Annotated in this window: 13 protein-coding genes; 4 read left to right on the top strand and 9 right to left on the bottom strand. The window is 40.5% G+C overall.

Annotation, left to right across the window (positions count from 1 at the left end; all coding sequences use genetic code 11):
- Positions 1 to 404: 404 nt before the first annotated feature.
- A complete protein-coding gene (locus CWC29_RS24185; protein WP_138523781.1) occupies positions 405 to 1703 on the bottom strand; it encodes a methyl-accepting chemotaxis protein in 1299 nt (432 codons plus the stop codon).
- A gap of 281 nt (positions 1704 to 1984) precedes the next feature.
- Between CWC29_RS24185 and CWC29_RS24180 the strand changes: the two genes are divergently transcribed.
- Positions 1985 to 2176 (top strand): hypothetical protein, encoded by a 192-nt coding sequence (locus CWC29_RS24180; RefSeq protein WP_128726258.1) that lies wholly within the window; start codon positions 1985 to 1987, stop codon positions 2174 to 2176.
- On the opposite strand, the gene CWC29_RS22100 is transcribed toward CWC29_RS24180, so the two are convergent.
- Positions 2159 to 4066 carry a M6 family metalloprotease domain-containing protein gene (locus tag CWC29_RS22100; protein ID WP_138521487.1) on the bottom strand — a complete coding sequence of 636 codons (1908 nt, stop codon included), beginning with the start codon at positions 4064 to 4066 and terminating at the stop codon, positions 2159 to 2161. The genes CWC29_RS24180 and CWC29_RS22100 overlap by 18 nt on opposite strands.
- A 500-nt stretch (positions 4067 to 4566) precedes the next feature.
- On the opposite strand from CWC29_RS22100, the gene nudB reads away from it, so the two are divergent.
- Both nudB and CWC29_RS22090 read left to right on the top strand, forming a co-directional pair.
- A complete protein-coding gene (gene nudB, locus CWC29_RS22095; RefSeq protein WP_128726246.1) occupies positions 4567 to 5007 on the top strand; it encodes a dihydroneopterin triphosphate diphosphatase in 441 nt (146 codons plus the stop codon).
- 7 nt (positions 5008 to 5014) lie between these two features.
- Positions 5015 to 6136, top strand: coding sequence for an alanine racemase (locus CWC29_RS22090; RefSeq protein ID WP_128726247.1), 1122 nt, complete (start codon positions 5015 to 5017; stop codon positions 6134 to 6136).
- A gap of 43 nt (positions 6137 to 6179) precedes the next feature.
- Here CWC29_RS22090 and CWC29_RS22085 read toward each other — a convergent pair whose 3' ends face one another.
- Positions 6180 to 7058, bottom strand: coding sequence for a hypothetical protein (locus tag CWC29_RS22085; RefSeq protein WP_128726248.1), 879 nt, complete (start codon positions 7056 to 7058; stop codon positions 6180 to 6182).
- Positions 7059 to 7247: 189 nt separating this feature from the next.
- Between CWC29_RS22085 and CWC29_RS22080 the strand changes: the two genes are divergently transcribed.
- Entirely contained in the window at positions 7248 to 8708 is a 1461-nt protein-coding gene (locus CWC29_RS22080) for a pre-peptidase C-terminal domain-containing protein (RefSeq protein ID WP_128726249.1), read from the top strand.
- An 81-nt stretch (positions 8709 to 8789) separates the two neighbouring features.
- Here CWC29_RS22080 and CWC29_RS22075 read toward each other — a convergent pair whose 3' ends face one another.
- Genes CWC29_RS22075 through CWC29_RS22045 form a run of 6 tightly spaced genes read right to left on the bottom strand, consistent with a single transcriptional unit; the run spans position 8790 to position 23715 of the window.
- A complete protein-coding gene (locus CWC29_RS22075) occupies positions 8790 to 9383 on the bottom strand; it encodes a hypothetical protein (protein WP_128726250.1) in 594 nt (197 codons plus the stop codon).
- Between the two features lie 5 nt (positions 9384 to 9388).
- Complete coding sequence (locus CWC29_RS22070) at positions 9389 to 17653, bottom strand: thrombospondin type 3 repeat-containing protein (RefSeq protein ID WP_209319196.1); 8265 nt, start codon at positions 17651 to 17653, stop codon at positions 9389 to 9391.
- Positions 17580 to 21980, bottom strand: a complete 4401-nt coding sequence (locus CWC29_RS22060) for a matrixin family metalloprotease (protein WP_138521489.1) — start codon at positions 21978 to 21980, stop codon at positions 17580 to 17582. The genes CWC29_RS22070 and CWC29_RS22060 overlap by 74 nt, the downstream gene beginning before the upstream one ends.
- A 19-nt stretch (positions 21981 to 21999) precedes the next feature.
- The gene (locus CWC29_RS22055) at positions 22000 to 22650 is read right to left on the bottom strand and encodes a hypothetical protein (protein ID WP_138521491.1); all 651 of its coding nucleotides are present in this window, start codon (positions 22648 to 22650) and stop codon (positions 22000 to 22002) included.
- On the bottom strand, positions 22640 to 23095 hold the full coding sequence (locus tag CWC29_RS22050) for a hypothetical protein (RefSeq protein WP_128726253.1): 456 nt from the start codon (positions 23093 to 23095) through the stop codon (positions 22640 to 22642). The genes CWC29_RS22055 and CWC29_RS22050 overlap by 11 nt, the downstream gene beginning before the upstream one ends.
- Positions 23092 to 23715, bottom strand: a complete 624-nt coding sequence (locus CWC29_RS22045) for a hypothetical protein (RefSeq protein WP_138521493.1) — start codon at positions 23713 to 23715, stop codon at positions 23092 to 23094. Before CWC29_RS22045 ends, CWC29_RS22050 begins: the two co-directional genes overlap by 4 nt.
- Between the last annotated feature and the right edge of the window lie 3 nt (positions 23716 to 23718).

Below are 23718 nucleotides of genomic sequence, written 5' to 3'. Positions count from 1 at the left end.
GTAATGAAATTTCCGGCCCAATTGCGGCATGATAATTAGCTGAAAAATAAACCATTCACATTATGTCGCAGTGGGAAACGTTCTTGATGAAAAGATCGCGGGGTGAACCCGCTCCTACACCATATTCAAGCCTTTGGTGGGAGCCATTTTATGCGGCGATTATTGGGGAAAAGATCGCGGGATAAACCCGCTCCTACACCATATTCAAACCCTTGGTGGGAGCCATTTTATGCGGCGATTATTAAGGAAAAGATCGCGGGATACACCCGCTCCCACAATATATTCAAGCCCTTGGTAGGAGGCGCTTTACGCGGCGATTATTGGGGAAAAGCTCGCGGGGTGAACCCGCTCCCACAATATATTCAAGCCCTTGGTAGGAGGCGCTTTATGCAGCGATATTTAGGTTAGTCTGACAGCCCTTTAACCGTGTTTGTGAGATTTTCTGCACCTTGTTTTATTTCATCCATCACTTTATTCACTTCATCGATCTGCGCAAGGCCAAGCTCTGTACTTTCAGACACAGTATTCATCAATGCGGTGGCTTCTTTGGTTAGCACTTCATTCTGATTGACCACTTCATTAATTTCGTTGGTTGATTGCGAAGTACGAGCAGCTAGGCTTCTTACTTCATCGGCTACCACTGCAAATCCCCTTCCCTGCTCACCCGCTCTTGCGGCCTCTATCGCTGCATTTAACGCCAGTAAATTAGTTTGCTCCGCAATTGCGCTAATGGTAGAGACAATTGCAGAGATCCCTTTTGACTGTTCATTAAGTTTTGAGATTGCGGCCATCGCATTTTGCACTTGATTAGAAATAAGCCCTGAAGTACTGACTGACTCTTGCAATAATGAACTCGCACGAGCGGCTATCTGCTCAGTTTGTTCTGCAGTTACTTGTGCAATTTCAGCTACTTTTGCCACCTGATGAGCCTTTTGCACACGAGATGTTATATTCGTTGCAAACTTTATGACTTTGATTACTTTGCCGTGCTCATTGAAAATAGGATTATACGTTGCTTCTATCCATATATTCTCACCGGATTTACTTAGACGGAGAAACTGCCCACTTTTGTACTGACCCTTTGCCAACTCTTGCCAAAAATGTGGATGCTCTTTGTAAAAGCGATCGTCACAGAAAATTCGATGATGCTGGCCTTTAATCTCACTTAGCTTGTAACCCACTGTTGCAGTGAAATTTTGATTCGCATCTAAAATCATTCCCTCAGGCGTAAACTCTATTGTTGCCATGGATTTATTTAGCGCGTTGGCTATCGCTTCTTGTGCTTTTATCGTGAGTTTTTCTGCTGTGATGTCACTCGCAATTTTCACGATACGAGTGACTTTGCCATTCTCTTCAACTGGGAAGTAGGTAGCATCGAGCCAAACCACTTCTCCTTTTTTATTAACACGCTCAAAATTGCCAAACTGAGCTTGGCCGCGCTTAAGGTTAGCCCAAAAACTGCGATATTCTGACGAATTTACGTAGTCCTTATGACAAAAAATACGATGATGCTGCCCTATCACTTCAGCTTCGGTGTAGCCCACCACAGCGAGAAAGTGTTGATTGACAGCAGCAATCTGACCATCAGGTGTAAACTCAATTTTCGCGACCGCCTCATCAATAGCAGAAAGTAATGCCCGAGCACGGTTAAGTTCAGCGGTCAAATTTTCAACTTCTTGATCTGGCTTTCGAAAAAAGTTCATAAGCTATTCCATAACAAACAATGTGCATGACTGCATTATTAGCATAGTTTTGATAATAAAGTATGAAATATAGATAAGAAAATGAATTTTAGCGAACTAGCATGCTCACCAACATGAAAACAGCCACGCTGTTTTATCAAGCAGCGTGGCTTGCTCTTAGCCTAGATTAGGGCCTGTTTACCTTTCAAGTTTGTTTTTGCAGCAGTTTGATTGGTATGTGTAAAAGGCAGAGCCTGCGTAGCATAGTTATTCTATGTGAGTCAGGCGAGAACACAGTAGAAATACTAATCAAGCGCAGCCCTTTGAGTTCACCTGAGTGCGCTTTGTTCATTGTTGCTCAACTTTTGCCTAGATCACTAGGCGGCAAGTCGAGCGTCGCGACCAAAACACACTCAGGAGAACAAAAATCAAACAGCAAAGATCAACAGGCCCTAATTAATCTGCCACCCGAACTGCTATTTTTGCACCGTTAAACGGTAATCACCAGCACCGCTGTATGAGTAAACCAAGATGCGGTAATAACCTGAATTTGCCATATAGTTAATTGACTCTTGTGAGGTTGGCGCCTCCGAAATGGCAACTTGCTGCCATGAACCACCTCGCCAAGCTTCGAGTTTTAAATCAAAATCTGCGTTCGAGGGTCCCTCTAAAGTCAGTGCGATTGTGCCACCGCCGTACTGAAACCAACTGCCGTCAGGTTGTATGGCTTGTTGCTTGTCCGCTAAGTACCCAGTGTAAACATCTCCCGCTGGTGGTGGGGTTGTACTACCGCTTACGGTAAATTGGATCTCTGCAGCGGGGTCAGAAATATTGCTAATGGACAAGCCAGAGTCGCTTCCATTCCACCATAACGCATTTGTCCCTTTGCTATTCAACGCATTTGGCAGCGTTGCACTAAACTCTCCTGCTACATCAAATAAATCACTATTATCCCCACGATTTCGGCCATTTTCGGGATCTCGCTTGGCATCACCATGCTCCATTTGGATATACGGATGCCATTCATTCGAGTTATTACCCGCAGTGTCAACGTGCCAAATAGCCAAACCTGAATCGAGTTGCTCTGAGTTCTGTCCCGATTGATGGATCGCCTCAATGTAAAAGGCTTCATTCGCGTTACTTGGATTGGTCCATTTATACGAGCTATTAGCGCCTGAAATATGGCTGAGTCTTCCCGTTGGGGCATTGGCATTTATGGCAGGATTAAGTTCAGTTACTGTATCCCAACCGGCTATGGCTCTGAAATGTGCAACAGGTGGTGTCGGCTTGAACCGATTGGAAGCGCCAATCGCGCCGAACCCCATAACGCCAAAACTTGCAACTGAGCCCTCTGAGCTGCCGTCATAATCATAAAGATCGGGCCAATTTGTAATTAAGTGACCAGACTCATGTACAAAGGTACCAATTGCAAGGCTATTTCCCATATCGGTGATTTGATAACGATCGGTACACACGCCATCAGCACAAAAACGTGGACTGAGTCTTGCCATATGTGGCCATAAACCTTTAGACCAAGCACTATCAGAGTTGCCAGCATAAAAAATATTTAACCCACGGATCTGCCCGCTACTATTTGTAGTCAGCGAGCTAAAATCGAATCCCTGCTGAAATTCAAGCCAATTTAGCGCTTCTTTTATAAGTTCTTGCGAGCGTACCGTTGAGCTTAATGTGCTATCCGCATAATACGCTTTGTTTTTCTTGGCGGTGTAATAAGCTGTTACTGTATTGGTGTAGTCAAGCTTGTCGCCAGAGACCGAAGAAAAATACCCTCTTACTGACTGCGCGTTACCAAATTCATTGTAATTTTGGTCATTTAAAAAACGCTCAACTTGCGCTTTTGTGATTGTGCCGCGCTCATCAGGGAAATCAATGATGATGGTTAACCCTTTTACTTGACCGCTGATCTCAGCATTCAACGCTGTTGTATTATCACTACGCTCAAACTGATGCGTATGTATCAAGTCGACTGGTGTTTGGTTTTGACCCAACATTACCTGCTGCGCCGCTTTTACCTTTTTTGCAATAGCAGCAGGGGATAACCCTTGCTGCATAGCATCTAATGAATGACGTTGTATGCCTTGCTTGCTGCGTTTGGTCACAAGCTTACCTGTTGATATAAGCTGCTCCCCATCGGATGATACCTCTGCGTAAGCCATGCCTTTGAGCGAGGCATCATACACCACAAGCTCGCCGTCAGGTGTACGCTGCTGAGCAAAGTACGCATTGCCATTAAGAATAAGAGTGATCACCTCACCACTTGGTTGGGTAAATTGGTACTGTTCGTTTTTATAAGGTATAGCCGCGTTTACTGCGACACTGGTTGCCAATAATGATGTTGCGATAATAGCTGATGTAAATTTCATTTTTCCTTTCCTAGCTTACATGTTGTACAATTCATTAACATACAGAAGAGATACAAAATTGCAACAACCACTGAACCATTTAAGGTACAAATATCACCAACTAGATAAATAACAAATAGTTACAGTGATTACTATTCAATCATTTTAGAAGCATTTATATTTCAAAGTGAGCAAAAAAAGTCCGTTTAAACTATTTTTTTCAATTTTTAGTTTACAAGTACTAAACATTACATTAGCATTGGTCTCGTTCCTTTGGGGCTGCACCTTTTTACCTGCGTATTTAGGCGTGCCTAAAGTCACAATTGAACTCCCGAGAAGTAGAGCTTGCCGACTAGGATGTTGGCATTATTGGGATTTCCTTGGCACAGCTTGTTGCTATTGGAGTTTTTATGCAGGCCAGATGGCCTGCTTTTTTTTGTCTAAAATTCGCTTTTGACCAATTGCCGAGTGCAACTCAACTGGATAAACTCAAAGCACATGTTCCTGATTTGATGTAAACCATGCCGGCACCACGTAAACCCATTTCAGTATTAGTCGTAATATACAACGAGCATAATGAGTTTTTGCTATTACAAAGGGCGGATGACAAACACTTTTGGCAATCAGTAACTGGGGGAGTAGATCCCGGTGAAACTCCAATCGCTACCGCGTATAGAGAGTTAAAAGAAGAGACCGGCATTGACGCCAAAGCGCTTGGGCTCACTATCCAGTCGCATAATAAAACAAATCAATACACGATAAGACCGCAGTGGCTTCATCGCTATGAGCCGGGTGTTACCATTAATACCGAGCATGTTTTTAGTGTTCAAGTGCCATCAGGGATCAATGTGGTACTTGCTGAAGATGAACATACAGATTTTATTTGGCTTAACAAAAAAGACGCTTGTGAACGAGTCTGGTCCCCAAGCAATCGACAGGAAATAGAACGCATAGGAGTATGATTGAGCTATGTTTACATCATTAGGATCTTTACAAACACCATGTTTAGTTGTTGATAAAATTACCTTTTTGCATAACCTTTCGCGCATGGAAAAGCATCTAGATGCTTTTAATGTAACCCTTCGCCCACATTTGAAAACGGTAAAATCCATTGCAGCCGCAAGCTATATCTTGGCCGACAAACAAGCGGGATGTACGGTTTCCACTCTAAAAGAAGCAGAAACATTTGCAGCGGAAGGTTACACCAACATCACCTACGCAGTGGGGATAACAGAGGATAAGTTACAACGTGTTTTAGCCCTTATCAACCAAGGTGTCAATCTAACCATACTGCTAGACAGTATGGAACAAGCCATGTTTGTCTCCCAGTTTTGCTCGGAAAATGAATGCACGATTCCATGCTTGATAGAAATAGACTGCGACGGACATCGCGCAGGACTTAGCCCTAAAAACAAAGAAATCGTAACCATCGCAACCATACTGGAAAGCAGTGGTTTATATCTGGGTTTACTAACGCATGCCGGTGGCTCATACGCGTGTAGCACGGCCGAGCAGCTAATACTGTTTGCTGAGAAAGAGCGCTCAGCAGTTGTGGCAGCCGCGTCCATGCTGGAAGAGGCTGGGATCACCACAACAGTGCTGAGTATTGGCTCTACCCCAACAGCACTGTCAACGCAAAACCTAGATGGGATCACTGAAGTGCGAGCCGGGGTCTATACATTCTTTGACCTTGTTATGGCTGGTATCGGCATATGTGACATCGAAGATATTGCACTAAGCGTGCTAACGCGTGTCACGGGTATCAAGCGTAGTGAAAATAAGCTCTTTATAGATGCTGGCTGGATGGCGCTTTCAAGAGACAGAGGTACCGCGAGTCAAGCGTTTGATTGTGGCTATGGCCTCGTTTGTGACCAAGCAGGTAATTTGCTGCCGGGGCTCAAAGTAACCTCAGCAAATCAAGAGCATGGCGTTATTGAATGTGAACCCGGCTTCACCTTACCAGACATGAAACATGGTGACCTACTACGTATTTTACCGAATCATGCATGTGCAACAGCCGCCCAGCACTCGGGCTATCATGTGTTAAGTCATGATGACATCGAATTTTGGCCAAGATTTGGGGGATGGTAGGTTCGTATTATCACCGCCACGGATCAGAGATATTTATAGCAATTCAGTCTAAGCCTAATTGAACTATGTAGCGCGCTATAACGTCTTGAATAAACTGGTGTTCCTGAGCTGGCAAATAGTTAACATGGGCCTGTAGAAACGCTTTGGTATCATAATTGCTGAGAAGTATCTGATTTATTCTCTCTAACAGTTGCCTACTTACTTGTGTCTTATTACACATCACATGCCCTAAAATAAACCGAGGTGAGTCCGCTATCAAATAGGACTCATATTTATCTTGGTTGCTCTTGGCATATCGCATCACTTCAACCGGATAACTCAGCAAAAAATCCACGCGTTTCAACTCAAACATCCTATGTACGGTCTCATAATGATTACTACCACCTCGTACCGCTTTATTTGTACTATCCAATTGTGCTAATTGCTTATCTAAAAAAGGTCCATATGATAAGTCGTCAGCAATTACTATCAGCTTGTTCCTGTATATATTAAACAAATGCATAAGTGAGACAACACTTCCCTCTTTATTAAGTACTTCCTTAGATAATGGTGGTGAATCAGCATGTTTATATAAACGTCTACTGATATAAAAATTTACTGGCAAGCTGAATAGAAAGTTTTTTTCGCGATAAGTAGTTTTTACTTTGTTAAGAGTGCAAATAGCTGATTTATCTTGCTTTAGCATTGAGCGTAACGTCCGTTTATAACTTGCGCCGAGAAACTCAATGTTTGAGAGGTTTAACTGTTCAAATAGTATTTTGTTGGTTGCGCCAGCAATATTTTCAGGTTTAGCTTTTTGCGTCAAAATAGCGAGGTCTTCTTCATCATCCAAAAATATCTGAATCGTTGTTGCATCAACATTAGCAGTGACAGCTAAGCAAAAAACGACAAATAGGTACCTCAGAAAATTCATATACATCATTCAATTACCTGGTAAACAAAAGGATTCCTGAGCCTAATACCTCCCTCTCTAAATTTAGTTGAGGATTTTACGATTGTAAAATCCATACCTTCCGCCAACTCACAAGAACATTATATTGAATATTGTATACTTTAATCCTATGTTAAATAGGCTTGTAAATTAGCAAGCTTATTTAATAAGGATACAACTGTGAAAAAGATATATTTGAGAAGAGCGCGCTGTTATGCGCTTCTATTACTATTAACGGCAGGTCCGGCAAGTGCAGCTCAACTCACTGACACCTGTAAATCCTCAGCCCCATTTACTGGAAGAGAAATTGTCAATAAGCAACCTATTTGCCTTCCGAGTGGCGCTCGAACTTACTTAAGTATTCCAGGTACAAATAGTGTAAATAGTTTGGCAATTACCACTGGACATGGCTCAGGAAATCTTAATTTATATTCAAAAAATGGGGGGTGGCCAAAACTGGACGGTAGCGATCCAAATTCAAAAAGAAACGGTAATAGCGAATGTATCGTGCTTAAGAACTTAAACCAATATTGGACTTACATTACGTTAGATGGGGCCAGTCAAGGTGCCTCATTGGTCGTTGATTTAGGTGCAACCTCATGCCGTAACTTAGGTTCTACTCCACCACCTGGAGATAATGATGGTTATCCTTTAAATTATGCCAACATCAAAGTGTTTAGATTTCAATTTAGCGATGCGCAACTTAACTGGAATTCAATGCAGCGTGATTTAGCTGACGCTGCAACATATTACACGGACCAATCTTACGGTAAATTTAACCTCACATATGATACATCGGTACCAATAATTAATATTAATCGACCCAAAAGTGACTTTGACAGTGACTTTCACGGTTGGACAGCTGAATGGAAGAAGCATGTTAAAGCAAACGGCGTTGACCCGGAAAACCCTGGAACTGGTAATGTGGTAATGATGGTTGCCCCTCAAGTTGGTAACTTCAATTCCAGCGCAGCTCCTCCTTCAATCAGTTTATATCACCACACATCAGGCGTGGTGGCGCATGAGTTAGGACATGCACTTGGGCTACGTCATGCTAAAGCGCTAGAAGCTGGCTCTGGTAGAGTCATTGGCGATCATGATTATGCAAAGGAAAGTTTAAACTATGGTAACGTATATAGCATGATGGGAATGGGCGCTCATTCTTTAGAAGAATATAACTTACTGTACAAAAAGTATTTCGGTTGGGTAAGCGAATCAGAAGTCCCACTCATTACCTCATCGGGAACATATCGCATTTATGCATTTGACCACGGGCGCAATGATCAAGGATATATCGGATTAAAGCTAAAATCGGGTAACGGCTTATATACGTATTGGTTAGAGTATAGAACCACAAATGCGCGATATCCAAATACCAAAAACGGCATACTCATCAATTTAGAAGGCTACTTCGAAAATGAGCAAGATCCACGTTTTTGGAAAACGACCTCTTACCTCTTAGATATGACTCCAGGGTCAAAAACACCAGGCTGGTGGGGTGACGACCAAACCGATTCGGAGCTAACAATCGGAAATTCATATACCGATCATTGGGGAGGATTCAAAATCACCCCTACATCAAAGGGCGGAGCAGAAAATAGCGCTACCGCATGGATAGAAATAAAAGTAGAACTACTTTAATAAAGTAAGTAACGATGGCTATCGTTTGAGGATGATTGCCATCGCTATACCTCTGAGTGAATTTATTTATAGCAGATCTTATTACGGATCTATATATATCATATCAATGACCTCAGCCATTATATTTTTTCTTTCTCTAACATTGCGCTTATTTAACTTTCTTCCTTCACCTACTCTATCACTGGCTACAGCAACGAGCATATAAAGCGCTTTACTATGTTCAGCAACCGATTCTCTTCGTATCATTTGAGGCACTTTGGGAATATACTGCGACTTGATGTCTGCAAAGTGCGCAAACACTGCAACCAAATCTTCCTGCTTTGGGTAGCTCTTATCTGCGCACCAACACACTAGAGTAACATTAAGATTTTTTGAATAAAAATGCCCCCAATTTAGTTCAATATTTTGGGCTTTTAATAATGGATGAACCAAGTGTAAGGAAACTCCATCTACAAGTAGTTTTACTAAGTAAAACGAATCTAGTTGCAACTGATTGTCGACGATAAATGAGTCTATCGCTTTTCCTTCTTTATCTATTAATTCAACTAAAACTCCTGAATAAGCCCGATCAGACGTTAAATATATCTTAAAGGGCACCAGTAGGCTGGCACCAATCAGTGCACAGCCAATGAGCAGCGCTATAGCTAATTTCCTAAAAGGACGCTCCAATTTCATTTCCTTTATCTTGGGTTCACTTCGAAAATAACTGGATAGTCAAGTAGAGCATTATCAGCCCCATCTTTCAAAGTGATAACTACATTGATTTCTGCCCCAGATATTTGATTTTGCGTAGTTAAGTTATAACTCATTCTTATTGTCTCACTGTCAACAAAGGACGCTCCCGTAGTATCAATTTTCACACCAGCAGGCATATTCGAAAACTGACTAAACAAATTTCGTACCTGCGACATCACATTTTGAGAGGCCGATACATTTACAGTAACAGGAACGGACTGTCCCGCAGCAACATTAACAATAACCCTAGGTGTGCTGCCATCTACACTGAGCGGAATGATTTTACTTTGATGTTGTCCTTCGAACTCAGCAACTATCATGATTTGATGTTGACCATCGCTAAGCTCTAAACGCTTGGTGAAAGTCCCGTCATTTTGTATATCTGTGTTTTCGTTATTTACTCTTACTAATGCATCTACTTGATTGACACGACCCATGATAGTTACAGAGTTTGAGTTAATTATTGAGTTTGGCTCTGGAGAAATAATCTCAAGGTCTAACTGTTCAGGGTTATCGTCTTGAACAACCAATATAAGATCTACGATTTCAGAACTAATCGTCGCATTAGATGAATCCTTTAGAGTCAAAGTTAACTCAATCGGGTATCGATCAATTGCAGCATTCTGTGAAGCACTATATTGATAATCGAACCCAATTCCTGAGCGTGTACCATAGACTCTAAGTATCTGAAAGTTTGTCCCATAAGGTCTTAATGACAAACTATATGAATATCTTCTGACTAATGCTCTTTGCTCACTTGTTAAGGGCACCTCATAAGTTATAACTTCACTCACGCCACCTTGTATTAGTTCAATATATTCAGATTGAGAACTCGCACGAACTTTTAGCATCAAATACTTTTCTACCAGTTTGCCATTACGTTCAGCTTTGATTTGCAAACGGTGCTCACCAGAATCCAAATTTAAAGTTACCGAAAATGCCCCTATAGAATCTACATCGGCAAGCTTTCCATCGACTGTAACTTTTGCGTCTGCATGAGACACTTGACCATTAATAGTTACCTCCCCTTTGTCAAACTCAGCCCCTTCAACTGGACTAAATATTTCAAATGATAGTGGCTGAGGTAATACTTCAAAACTGACGCTTTTACGGACAGATTTATAACCATTAGTCGCATCGATGAAAACTTGATGTTTACCTTCTGCAAACTTGATTCGCTTATAGAACTCTCCTTGAGCATCAACAGTAGCCTGATGCCCTTGAATAATCACAGATGCCAGAGGGTCGCTAATACTGCCTTTAAATAACACTTCTGATTGCGAATAACCCTCCTGTTCAGTAGGAGATTGCATATTTAGTATGAGCTCATCCGTATCAACACTTACAATAATCGTTTTATTCACGTGTTGCTCAGCCGTTGAGGCGCGAACCACTATTTGATTAATACCTTCACTCAATAATAGTGTATGTGAGAAATCTCCATGTTCAGTGAGAACCACACTTTGCTCATTAATATCTAAGGTAGCCTCCGGATCGTTAACCTTTCCACGTACTTGAAATTCATTTGTACCTATTTTCTGTTCTTGCCTTAGATTGTCAAAACTGACTTGGAGCCTTGCTATCCCTACATACAAAAAGATATTCAAGAAATGTGTATGTACTGTGTTACCACTAGCATCAAGCAAATCGATTGCTACGGGTATTGTATACATACCTGGACGTGTCGATTGGCCTACATACACGTGATAATCAAACACTATAGTATCTGCAGGTGAACCCAACAGTTTCTTATAAGTAAAATTGACCTGAATCCCATGTGGGAGTGGGTCCATAAAAGAAGTTCGATAACGGTTTAACTGTGATATCACATCACTTGTTGTTTTCAACTGCCACTCTTTTTGAGCAGGATCATCAATTCTAACTTCAAGGTGGGATTCATCCGCAACAACTCTGTTGACTACTAGTAGTTTTTTACTCTCTCCAAACTTATTCGTAGCAACGATCTGTATCATATTTTCCCCTTGGTTTAGATAGTATTCCAACTCGAAATCTCCTACCTGAGAGTCGACCGAAATAGGGGTTCCATTGATTGTCAGTTGGGCATTCTTATCGTCCACCGAGCCGTGAATTAATATCTTTTCGGACATTGTATTTAACTCAGCCTCGTTAGGTGAGTCTAGCTTTAATGTTGGACTGCCAAAAGCAACGGAAAAGTTAACAACCTTTTGTGTTGACCCTGCGTCGTTAATGGCTTCCACTACGATTTGGTGGTCACCAACTCTATACTCTGAGGTATATAAAAAGTTACCATCCTTGCGAAGAGTCACCTCTACACCATCAACCAGTACCTTATTAACCGGAATTGAAACATCTATTATCCCGTCTATTGTTACAGGCTTAGCTCCCTCGTTAAATACTTTAAATAACTCATTTTGCCTAGGAGTGCCTATCTCAAAGGCCGGTTTCGGCATCGCCTTACGCTTAAATACGACTGTTTTTTCAGACACGTTATCATTTAAAGTAGAGTGTGCGGTTATCTTTACCTCGTTATCACCTAGCTCTAACGGTAGGTCCAAATAATGATAAGAATCGAAATCTGATATAACACTCACATAACCACCCTCTCCTATAAAATATTTTTTCGCAGGAAGACCATTGATATAGACATCAGCAAGTTTGTCATTATTAGTATCAATTTTTACCCTAACCACAGAGAAGTATGTTTCTCCTCCGTCCATCGGCTCTTTTAAAATAATATCAGGAACAGAATCAGGCGTGCCCAAAACATCAACGTAACTTAAATAGTTCCGACTATTTGTTATGGGAGATCTGTTATCTGGCAAATTGACATAATGATTTACTCGCTTCTTCCCTGTCGTGGCACCACCTTCATTAGTTTTTAGCCCAACAATGACTTTTCCAATATAAATCCCGTCTATGTTACTTTGATTAGAATCCATTTGAACAAGTGACTTCATATTAACTTCAGAATGGTTTCTTTCAACACGATCTCGAGAGAAAACATACTCAGGTTCATTAAATGTAATAATTTCATCTCTTGGATAACTATAAAGATTTTGACCAGCAACTAAAGTATACTTATAAGGTTCAAAGTTAAGACTAAAACGCTTACCAACTTGAACCCCACTAGCATTACTAACCATTATTTCATAATTCTCCAACAGAGAATCAACTCTCCCCCCCATCAGAAAGTATTCATTTACATCATTATTTAAAACCTGTCTTTTTATTTTTAATGGCTTACCATTCAAAGTAGCTTTTTCAGGAATAAAATTCACTACAGATGCTAACACCGATGTACTCGTTGACCGTACAATACCATTATCTCTATGGCTCCATAGAATTACCTTTGGCTCCTCATTTATTTCAATAAATTCGGATAAATAATGTATTGATTGGTAATATATTTGCTCGCCTGCATCATCAAACACTCGGATCGTTGATGCATCATCAACTAACTCGCCTTGCGTCACTAAGATTTGGTATATTTCATAAGGAAACTCTAAAATGATCGTTCGCTGACCCAGTTCGTCTACACCGAGATCATCTACTATAGTCCCCTCATCTATTCTGCCATAGGCTCCATTAGTAGTTCCTTTACTTGCAGGGGTAGGAGCCTGAAATAAACCAGACTCTAAGCTTCTAGTCCACCCTAATGCAAACCTAAAACGTTTAGCTTTTGAATATAGTGCTTCGTCTATTTTTAGCGGTAACCTGATAGTATCTGGGGTAAGTACTTTTAAATCAAAAGCGTATTTCTCATATCGCAAAACTCTCGTTAGCTTTTGAATTGAGCCATCCTTAAATTCAAGTTCGGTTAAGACTGTATTTTTTCCTTCTTTCAACCCACTTTCAAATGTGAAATCAAACTGAACAGAATTTTCATCTATAGCTTCTACCCACGAACCATTATTAAACCTAGCTCTTTTTAACCCAGATGAAGTTGATACTTTTATGGAAGGCCATGCGGTATGAATTATTTCCCTATCAAGTAGGTTTGAATATTTGGCTGTATAAGTGCGTTTATTTACTTTAAGTTTATATACGCTAACTCTTCCTTCATACTCTGCATTGATCGTAATCCAATTTTCTTCTTCGGTAATGGGGATATCTACGGAAAAACGACCATCCTCCAGTGCGACAGTTCGACCATTCACCGATAGCAAAGCATTGAGTTCAGAAACTGAGCCTGATAATACGATATTATTAGATGAAACATGTTGGTCATGGCTATGTGAAAACACCTTAATTTGGGGGTATTCATCTGGATAATAGTCTAGTCGATATATTTCGGTGCTAAGTACTCCATTTCGGCTGAGCTCAAACTCCAAATAATTTCGACCCGGTTCAAGGTTAACTGGAATATCAAAAAAACCTTCCTGAATATCTATATTTTTACCTTTATACTTTAGTGTTTCCGCAGCAATTACATAACCTTGATATCTAGTATTGGGTGAACTTTCCACTTCACCATCTTGGTGTGAGGTAACTACCATAGCGGCGCCGCCATTAGGCTTAACCAAAGTTAGCTGAATCCAAGCTTCTTCAGTATAATTAGCCTTAATGAATGCATTTTTCAAAGTCATAGGAACACTAAATTGATAAACACCGTATGTAGGATCACTACCAATAGACTCAAACTTAATCCCCAAACTTGGATTTATTGAGGGATCATTATCTGTAATACTTGCTTTAAACCCATAAGTAGATAACTTTGGATAGGCGTTCTCTATAAAGGCTTTGCTCGCAAATACCTGTTTACCGTCGAAGTCAACTGTTATATATTCAGGAAGTGTGATCCGCCATTTATCACTTACTTTTAAGCTTTGAAATAGCTCAATTTCTTCGGCGCTTCCTGCTGGTAAAGTAAGTAGACGAGGTTCAGCTCGCAAATTTATCGTTTTCTCAGCCGTTACACCGAACTTACCATACGCAACAATTTTTAGTTTATTTTCACCAGCAGACAGTGGTACAGGAAACACAGTGAACAGGTCACCATTTAATACCCCTTCAATACCATTAACTACAATGCGCTCTGCTCCCTCTTGCTTTCCTGCTACTGTGACAGATTTGGCGTAAAGAAGCTGCCCATCTGTTTGGGAAGTGATATCAAATAAAGGTGGTTTTGCATATTTCACTGAGAACTCTAAATAAATGGTACCTCCATTTGCGTCTCTTCCCTTTAATACAATACTGTTTTCACCTTCTGTTAATTTAAAATTATTCAGTCTAAAACTTCCATCACGGATCTGAACCGCTTCTCCATTAATTAAAAGTACTCCAGATTGAGTATCAATAAATCCAAAAATATCGATCTTCGACGATGAGACAATTCTGATATCTTCGATATTTGTTAATGTAACTCCATGCTCACTTCTTGGTGGAAATTTTAATATAAAGGGTGAGGTAACTTGCAGTTTAAAACCCTGAGTAGCCAATAAAGGAAAGTCCGTTCCAGACAACTCGCCATTCACGAACTTAGCAGTTTGATATAAACCAGTGTCAGAGTTCACACCTGTAATAGAATCTAGTTTTCCTTCTCCGTACTTCTCCAGTAACCCAAAGGCAGATTGACCGTTCCTTATACAAGGTAAAGCGGTAAAGTTAATACCAAATTGAAGAGCGACGGAACTACAACTAGCGCTCTCGGTAACTGGAATAATGTTCGATTCAACAGCATCAATAATAACAGCTTGCATCGGCTCTAAAGTAAAATCATCTCCTACCCAGTTTTCACCCTCGTATGTGTATTCAGCCGTAACTTTGCCATCTATACCAAGAGTAGAGACACCTTGAACTTTTGCACTACCACCCAACCGTCTCACCAGTTCAGACGCTCGCGGTAGATCTAATAGCTCGGTAGGGTAGTATATATAATTTCTACCTTTAACTAGCTTAATATTTGGAACAAGAAGTCCAGTACCTTGCGCAAATTCTTGTTGATTACTAAATCCATCGTTATCGAAATCTGCATCTCCATCTGAAACTGAATTAGACCATGAATACGCATTTCGCGGATCAGTATATAACTCGTTTATCTCTAAATCATTCGTAAGGCCGTCACCATCTATGTCTTCGTCACAAGCATCCCCAAACTCGTCACCATCGATGTTTTCTTGTGATTCATTATGGATTAGTGGGCAATTATCATTCGCATTTGATATACCATCACCATCTAAATCTTGAGCTGATATGTCGCAAGCATCCCCTTTTCCATCCTCATCAACATCAGACTGATCTTTATTAGGGACGAATTGACAATTATCATGAGAAACGAATGCGCTTCCAGATAGCAATAGGTTCATCAACGAAGCGTGATCTTGTGCGCTGTAAGATTTATAAGCAGAACCATCATTAGAGGAGGCAAACTGAACAGCTCCCCTCTCAGGTGTATGGCTAGGAATGCGTATATATGAAACACCATCTTCGGTAGTAAGCTTCAACTGGCTGTTAGGTTGATTCACCACGACACACTCACAATTATATGGGTCAATAGTTGTGATCAACTGGCCAATCATCTTTTTATTTTCTTCAGTTAACTCAAATTCAGTATACCTATGAAGCGATAGATCAAACTCTCCCAGTAAAACTTGTTGATTAGAATCAATGGACTGTTTTACAAAGTAAAGCTTTGAAGATTGGCTCTTTGAATACTCTAAGTTAACACTTTCTACTTTATAAAGGCGCTGTAATAGCAAAGCTTGATTTGAAGGCTCTCCCAATTGTTGATAGTCCAGCACAGTGTCGTTGTCATCATCGTCGTCGCACAGATCTCCTAGCCCATCGGTATCATTGTCCCTTTGATCTTCATTTGATACTAATGGGCAATTATCTATAACGTCACCGACTGAATCACCATCGCTATCTTCTTGACCTGAGTTCGGTACTAGAGGCGCATTATCGTTGTAATCTTTGATTCCATCATTATCATCATCGTCATCACATGCATCACCTTGTTCATCATCATCCGTATTTATTTGACTCGGATTTGGCAATGCTGGGCAGTTATCATCCTTGTCAGCAATTCCATCCTTGTCTGCGTCTGCATACGGAGGATGCACTTTGTCATCTTTGGGATCAAACCCCTCCTTTATCTCATCACTATCAGAGAATCCGTCACCATCCGTGTCTGTTGCAAGCGCATCAGTCTTGTAAACAGTCAACTCTTGGTAATCCGATAAGCCATCATTATCACTGTCACTATTAGTTGCCGATGTACCTGTAACCTTGACTTCTTGATAATCACTTATCCCATCACCATCTGTGTCACCTATGCTCGAACTTGTTCCCAACTGGAATTCTTCAATATTCGATAATCCATCGTTGTCTAAATCACCTAACGAGTCATCAACGTTAATATTTAAACCATTTACCTTCTCATACCAATCAGGAATACCGTCACCATCTGTATCCTTATTATCATTCACAGATATAGCGCTTGCTAATATTTGCAGCCGACCTAATTGTGAGTTATCAGCTAACTTAACTTGAGTATTGTCTAAACCACGCACTGAATGGCCAATAATATTTACATTGGTGCTTAGCTGGTTAATATGTGTTTCACCGTCTGAAAGGTTTGATAGGCTCACCGCAGCCATATTGTCGGGCAAAGAGTCTCCCACAATATGTGACAGCGGGTATTTGGCATTAGGGAAATAGAAGTAAACAAGGTTTCCAACTGCATTATCAGCCGTTTTATCTTCGATATATGCAGCGACAGTGTCATTTAAGACAACCCCCTCTTTTGCCATGGTCTTTACAGAAAATAACGCACCAGACTCAGGTACCAGCTTTACATTACCATTACCATCCTCTTGACGTATCTGGTAATAGTAATAGGTATTTTCGGATAGTCCTTTAACCCGAGTCCTAAATAAACCCATTGCCGTCATTTTATTTTTGATTGCTTTATCATCAGTGTAAGTAAACTGTGCTTCACGTGTAGTAGAAGAAACTGGATGAGTGCCTTTCGGATCTAAATACACATTAACAGTGCCTCGACTTTCCGCAGGTGCAGACCACGCGACAATGAAAGATCGAGTATTCACGTCAGAAAGTAGTACGCTAGATGGGTGTACTTCTAGTGCCATAGCAGAGATGCTGCTAATAAAATAAAATAAAATTATAATTATCGATTTAAATCTCATTGTATCCCTACTCTTGGCATTTAATTGACGTTGGGTAAGTAAATGTGCAGCTTGCTTCAGCAGCGCTATTGCCTGATGCATCAGATATGCTTAATTTAAATGTATTACTTCCCTTATTGAGCTCTGAGGCCTTTGGTGAATAGATAAGCTGCATGTGTTCTGGCTTTAGGTGCAAAACTTCCTCTGTTATGACGCCAATTTGATGGTGGTCTAGCCATAGCTGAGCAAAGTTAGGTGACTGATTTAATTGAATAGAGTCTTGTAAATTACTTGCATTAATAACCGTTCCATTCGGCATAGTGATATTAAGCATTTGAAGGTCTATACCACTAACATTTCCAATTCCCGGATAGCTGGATAGATCGTCACTACCGCTTACAAAGGGGTCTTCTATAACGAATGAGAGCTGTATTGGTTTAGGATAAATTGTTGCGTAACCAGTTAAGTCTTTGTAGTACGTTTCTCTAACGATCCCCCATCGAGTATCATACGTATCACCCACGAAAATACCGTGTCTGTATTCTGGAATTACAGCTTTAACAAAAACGGGCTGGTTTGCATAGAAATCACCGACGTTTGTTACTTTTACCTTCCCGGCACGGTGAGCATAATAATGAACTTGGTCTTCACCTCGGCATTGCCAAATATCCTTATCCTCTTCACAGACTAATTTACTATCTATAACTTCCATTTCTGTACCTTCATCAGCATAATTAAGCACTGAAAAGTGAATATCATCAGCCTTTTGATGAGTCGGCATAACTTTTGTGAAGTCTTTAATTCTAGTGATATCGTCCCTTGCATATGCACTCTTAGGCCCTTCCCAGCGATACCCTTCTCCGGTTAGTTTCCACTCCATTACATCATTCCACATCGCCTTTTTCCTTGTGAGTGGTTCTGATTGTGAGTTACGCATAAATCCATGTGGCTTGAAGCTTATTTCTTCCTCCAGAGGTTGTCCCACAATAGCTGTTATTCTCCGGTCAGATTTTTGGGTAAGTAAAATAGGCCCCATATCAATATCTAATTTGTACTTTAGTGCCTTAGAGCCTATTTGAAGATTGATAACGTAAGTTTCTGCTAAGCCTTGAGTATCTTTATTACCAAACTCATCTATTGTAGGAATGGCCTCACTCATCTTTATATCGGCTAACCAAATACCACTGTTATTCGTTCGAAATCCATTTATTGGTACGCCATGTATGTCACCAGGTAAAATTTCAATTCCCGAGTCTGGAGTTGGAGAAATAACCTTTACCTCAGCACCACTGACAGGATTACCATAAGCATCTTTTGCTATTAATCCTAATGCGTTGAAACTTTGTGTATACATAGTTCCTTGGAGATCAGTTAAACTACTAGAAATTACGCGACTAACGGCACCAGCTTTTGCTTCAGCTGTAAAAATAACAGGGGCGGATTGACCTGGAATAGCCATCATCGCGATTTGAGGGATTTTTACCAATGAATTTGATATGTCACTATTGTCTCCATTAACATATAACTTATCTCCAAGCTTATGATAAACCTCTACTTTTCCGTTTTCATCGGTATCAACCTGTAGAGTTCGTTTAGTAGTAGAAGACGCACTTTTTCCTAACTTACCTTCTCCTGAAACGATTAGCCAATCCACTCTCAAGTCTTTAATACCATTGCCTTGAGCATCTAAAAAAGTTACTGCCCAAGGATCCGGAAGCACCTCTCCAACAGGGCATTGACTTCCACAATTCTGTTCTGTTTTCTCTATATTTATTTTTGCCACCGGTGCAGAAATAACTTTTACAGTCAAAAGGATAGGTTCAATATCAAGTATTCCAGGAACACTTACTCTTAGTTGAAAATCCTCAACTAGATTTGGAGCTGCAACTTTAACTGCGACCATGCCATAGCTATCAGATTTTAATGACTCTAGTTGCGTATCGGTGAGCCCTGCGTTAGCGGCAGCAGGACGTGGAGCACTCTCATTCTTTTTTAATGAGTTACGTTTAACAACTTGAAGCTTTTTAGCCTCTTCAGACGCGATACTTTTTTGCGTCAAAACCACATCAGCATTTGCTACAGGTTGTCCCCTTTTATCTGTAATTAGCAATAATATTGGTTCAGCAAGCTCAGTCCCCTTTACTGCAGTCTGACCCTCACCTAGAAGCACAGACGTTTTAGCCGAACCAGTTGGTGCATCAATATCGATGGAAAGCTGATATGCACTCACCATTTCAGATGAAATAACGAGTGTATAAATCCCTGTGGCCTCAATTTCAAAGTTTTGTACCGCTATATAGGTGCCTCCTACACTAGCTTTTCGATGCAGAAGCATTCCTCCATTTGGGTTTAACATTTGGAGACCGAGCTTTGCTCTACTCTGCAGTGGGAGTAATTGAATATTAACTTTTGAACCTGCTAATGCTACAAACGTATAAACGTCTTGTTCGCCTAAGGCGTCAATTCCTCCTCTTACTTTCATTCCAGAGAGCAACTGTGTTAAAGACTCACTGTTTTCCAATACTTGATTGGGCATGATACTTAATGTGGCTTCATTACTTTTTAGTCCATTTACTGTCACTGACAGCATATACTCCCCGGCTTCTATATCGTTTGGAATTTGAACAAGTAATGAGTTATGGGATGCGTTTTGGACTGCTAATCTTTTGTTACCGGCCAAAACGATATTTTCACCGACTTCGGCCGTAAAACCTTCTCCGGATATTAATACATAACCACGTGGTATCGTTACTCCTGGAGAAATATAGTTGATAATCGGCGCTGAAATTTCCTGCTTTGATAGCTGAAAAGTTCCACTATCTACCAACATTCGAACTTCTAGAGCTACTCCATGTGGCAAATCAAATCTATCACCAACAATTACTCCTCCCTCATATCGAGCTTCTCGATATGCTTTGGTATTAGAGTCATAGTATCTGATACTCTCAACCGTTTCAGAGCTGCCGATTGCTTCTAGCATTTGATAAGAATCAAAATCACTTGGAGGGCAAGTGATAGAAACCAAATTTAACCCTTTTTTCAAGGTAAATTGGTGACAATAAGTGCCACCAGGAAATACCAGTTCGCCATCACTTTCACTGGCTATTAGGTAACCTTCCCCTGATTGAATGTCAAATTCTACACCTTGTGACTGGCCATCAAGCATAAAAGCAAACTCAAAACCGCCAGTTTCAGTATTAAAGCGCTCTATTCTGTTTACTTCAATAAACTGAGACACTTGGCTTAACAAATCATAAGATGTTAGGCCAAAAGGCACTAATTGAGGATAGCCGAAGTAATTCAACCCTTTTTTTAAAGGAAATTTAAATTCACTTGTGGCCTTTTGGTTTATATAAAAATTGATATCTGAGATTTCTATACCCGCAGTAACATCAAATAACAGAGGCTCTTCAGCCCCTTCTTCATATGAAGATTCCTTGGGGTCATAATACTCTCGTTCAAAAAACGTAGAGTCAGGGTTAGTCACCAGTATATTAAGCCGCTCAGCTTCCAAGCCAACATGTGAGGAATCCAGAGGCTCTATTTTTAAAAAATACTTCCCAATCGGTACAAATAAGTCGTATTGCCCATTGGTTAAACTGTAAGTACCAACAATTGACTCTTTGGTATCACTATCTACCGCAATAACATGCGCGCCAGTGATCGTTCTACCTGAGACACCATCAAGCACTTGACCAGAAATGCGTCCATAACGAGTTTTTGTGTCAGCGTTGCCCATATAACTTGCAAGCGTGCTGATATCATCCGCTTTTAGCAATGAGCCTCGCTCAATATCCGTATCTTGAGTAGGGTACATAGTACTATATGGCAAAGAACTGTGAGCAAGCCCAATACAATGGCCTATCTCATGAAGTGCAACGTTGTAAACCAGTTGATCCGAAAAAACCTTTGCACCGTCAAAAAAGATATCAGCGTCGAAGATAGTTCCAGCAGGATAAAACCCAATTGGAATATCATTTATCCCATCACCATTTAAATCGGCATTATCATCGGTGATCTCAAGCTCTTTGCTGATGCTTGTGGAAGAACAAACAGCCAATACAGGTTCCGGGAATTCATGTTCAGTGTTAGCGAATGAAATTACGTTGTACCCATCAATATTTGGTCCCAGCGCACTACCTCGCCCTTTGCCAGTTTCAGGTGTGGTTCCGCCATAAGAGAATGTTACATTACTATCAGGTAAAGTTTGCCAAGTGGCAAAAGCTTCTCGTAACTTTTGTTCTAAAACATTAAACTCTAAAGGAGGATAGCCTGACTCGTTTAAACTCCATACGTAGGGCTGATTATTAGCATCCCACTTGACTGGAACAGGTTGATTTGAACTATCGAATTGCCAATTCGGACTTCCACCAAATGCCGGGAATATCACCAAAAATAGTAATAAGCAAATCCAGTTTGCGATTTTCATGATTTCAGATTCTTATTGTTTAGTTAATACAGTTTTGTCGTACAGCTAATTCACGCACATCTTGTTGATTCGCGTTATTAAACAAAGTGATAGCTTCTTTCAGAGGTAAATCAATGTCACATAGAGGTTCTAGCCTGTAGTCTTGAAATTTGTCATTTTGCTCTACACGTAATAACTTGACAGGGAAATCAATTAAATCCCGTTGATTATCCCACCATCCGATTACAAAAAAGAATTCGCTCAGAGGGCGTTCAATTTTTCTTGTTAAAAGGAGATTTGCTAAATTGAAAATGCTATAACCTTGTTTTGCATCCACTGCAATTGGGTAAATACTAATGCCTGGTATCGACAGCATATATTTTCCGTAGTTCAGTTCCCATTTAGGAGAATAGATAACAGGCATCTGACGACTTGATAACATTGTCGTATTTTCTGGTAAAGAAATTACCACTCCTTTGGTAGCCAACGTCTTGATCGTCATTTCAAAATCATTATGGCTAGAGTCAAGGCGAATATGCGACGTTGCATTATCAATAAAATCTATATTCAGTGGCTGTGAAAAAATAACTTCACTGCTGTGAGGTGTCACATTGAACTGTATATAATTTGGTTTTGATAATGCTGTAAAGCAACATAAATACATCAAAACAGCTATTATTTTACTTTTCATTTATTAACTTCCCCATATCCTTTTTGGGATCTATGCTCTTATTACTTGTCTGTTTATCTGTTTTTTTACTCTCAGCTTTGACGGCAATCGCTGAATGGTTCTTAATACTTTCAATACCAATGGCACCTAACGCAATAGCTGAAGCATCTACACGTGTTAACACAAACTTATTAGTGAAATTCACTGTATTTACTGCCTTATGCTTTAAGTGTATAACTTTGGCTGTTGGCTCTTTTCTTGGTTTTGTCAGATTCGCTATTCGAGCTAAAGGAGCGAGCGCTTCTTGACGATGTGGGATCTTTTGCGTTCGTTGATATGGCGCGACTCTCTTTTCACCCATTATGGCTTTCAAGGTTTCTATAGAGTCTGCTTCATTACCGTGCGCGCTACGTGTGTTAATAATCAACAAAGCAAGTAATAATGCCTTAGTTGTAATATTATTCATTTTCGTCCCTCTACACCGTACTTTTGCTTAAGCAGCTCTTTGATCCGCTTTTTTCCTAGAGCCAGAGTTAACGGTTCTTGCTCAAGCACAGCTTGGCTAGCTGCTGATGATTTGCTCTCTTGGCTACGTCCTAGGCTACTCACAGCAGGAGCCATATAACTTGTAACTTTCAATTGCTTAAATTTAGGCAGCGTAGCAGACTCTGAACCTATACCTTGAATAAATACCACCGAGTCAGCTCCACTGACTAAACGTTGCTCACCTAGTTCACTTTTTCTGGTGAAGTACAGAGCCTCTTCGCCCTCACGGAGTAAAATTTGATGTGAAATATGTTGTGTTACCTCCACATTTAACACTGGGTGCAAGGCTGTACCTCCTAGCTGAGTGATTACAATCTCATTTCGTGCCGGTATATTTTTTGCGGACGCACTCAAATCGTCTCGAACTAACACCTGATTGAGGGTAATAATTTGCCCATCTCTCCACTCGCTCCGCTTTGACATTACTTTTCCTTGTACAACTGTATCTGCAAGCTGTACCTGCTCTGATAATGACAAAGCTAAGCTAAACTCACTAAAAATAAGCAGCAAGCTTAGAAATATAACTTTAGAAAATGCCATTTC

The organism is Pseudoalteromonas galatheae (assembly GCF_005886105.2).
GTDB classification, from domain to species: Bacteria; Pseudomonadota; Gammaproteobacteria; order Enterobacterales; family Alteromonadaceae; genus Pseudoalteromonas; species Pseudoalteromonas galatheae.
This window is presented reverse-complemented; position numbering and strand designations above follow the sequence as displayed.

Excerpts from the sequence above, each read along its gene's own strand:
- nudB (WP_128726246.1), top strand. The coding sequence starts at position 4,567 with ATGCCGGCACCACGTAAACCCATTTCAGTATTAGTCGTAATATACAAC.
- CWC29_RS24185 (WP_138523781.1), bottom strand. The coding sequence starts at position 1,703 with ATGAACTTTTTTCGAAAGCCAGATCAAGAAGTTGAAAATTTGACCGCT.
- CWC29_RS22050 (WP_128726253.1), bottom strand. The coding sequence starts at position 23,095 with ATGAATAATATTACAACTAAGGCATTATTACTTGCTTTGTTGATTATT.
- CWC29_RS22075 (WP_128726250.1), bottom strand. The coding sequence starts at position 9,383 with ATGAAATTGGAGCGTCCTTTTAGGAAATTAGCTATAGCGCTGCTCATT.
- CWC29_RS22060 (WP_138521489.1), bottom strand. The coding sequence starts at position 21,980 with ATGAAAATCGCAAACTGGATTTGCTTATTACTATTTTTGGTGATATTC.
- CWC29_RS22070 (WP_209319196.1), bottom strand. The coding sequence starts at position 17,653 with ATGCATCAGGCAATAGCGCTGCTGAAGCAAGCTGCACATTTACTTACC.
- CWC29_RS22085 (WP_128726248.1), bottom strand. The coding sequence starts at position 7,058 with ATGATGTATATGAATTTTCTGAGGTACCTATTTGTCGTTTTTTGCTTA.
- CWC29_RS22045 (WP_138521493.1), bottom strand. The coding sequence starts at position 23,715 with ATGGCATTTTCTAAAGTTATATTTCTAAGCTTGCTGCTTATTTTTAGT.
- CWC29_RS22090 (WP_128726247.1), top strand. The coding sequence starts at position 5,015 with ATGTTTACATCATTAGGATCTTTACAAACACCATGTTTAGTTGTTGAT.
- CWC29_RS22100 (WP_138521487.1), bottom strand. The coding sequence starts at position 4,066 with ATGAAATTTACATCAGCTATTATCGCAACATCATTATTGGCAACCAGT.
- CWC29_RS22055 (WP_138521491.1), bottom strand. The coding sequence starts at position 22,650 with ATGAAAAGTAAAATAATAGCTGTTTTGATGTATTTATGTTGCTTTACA.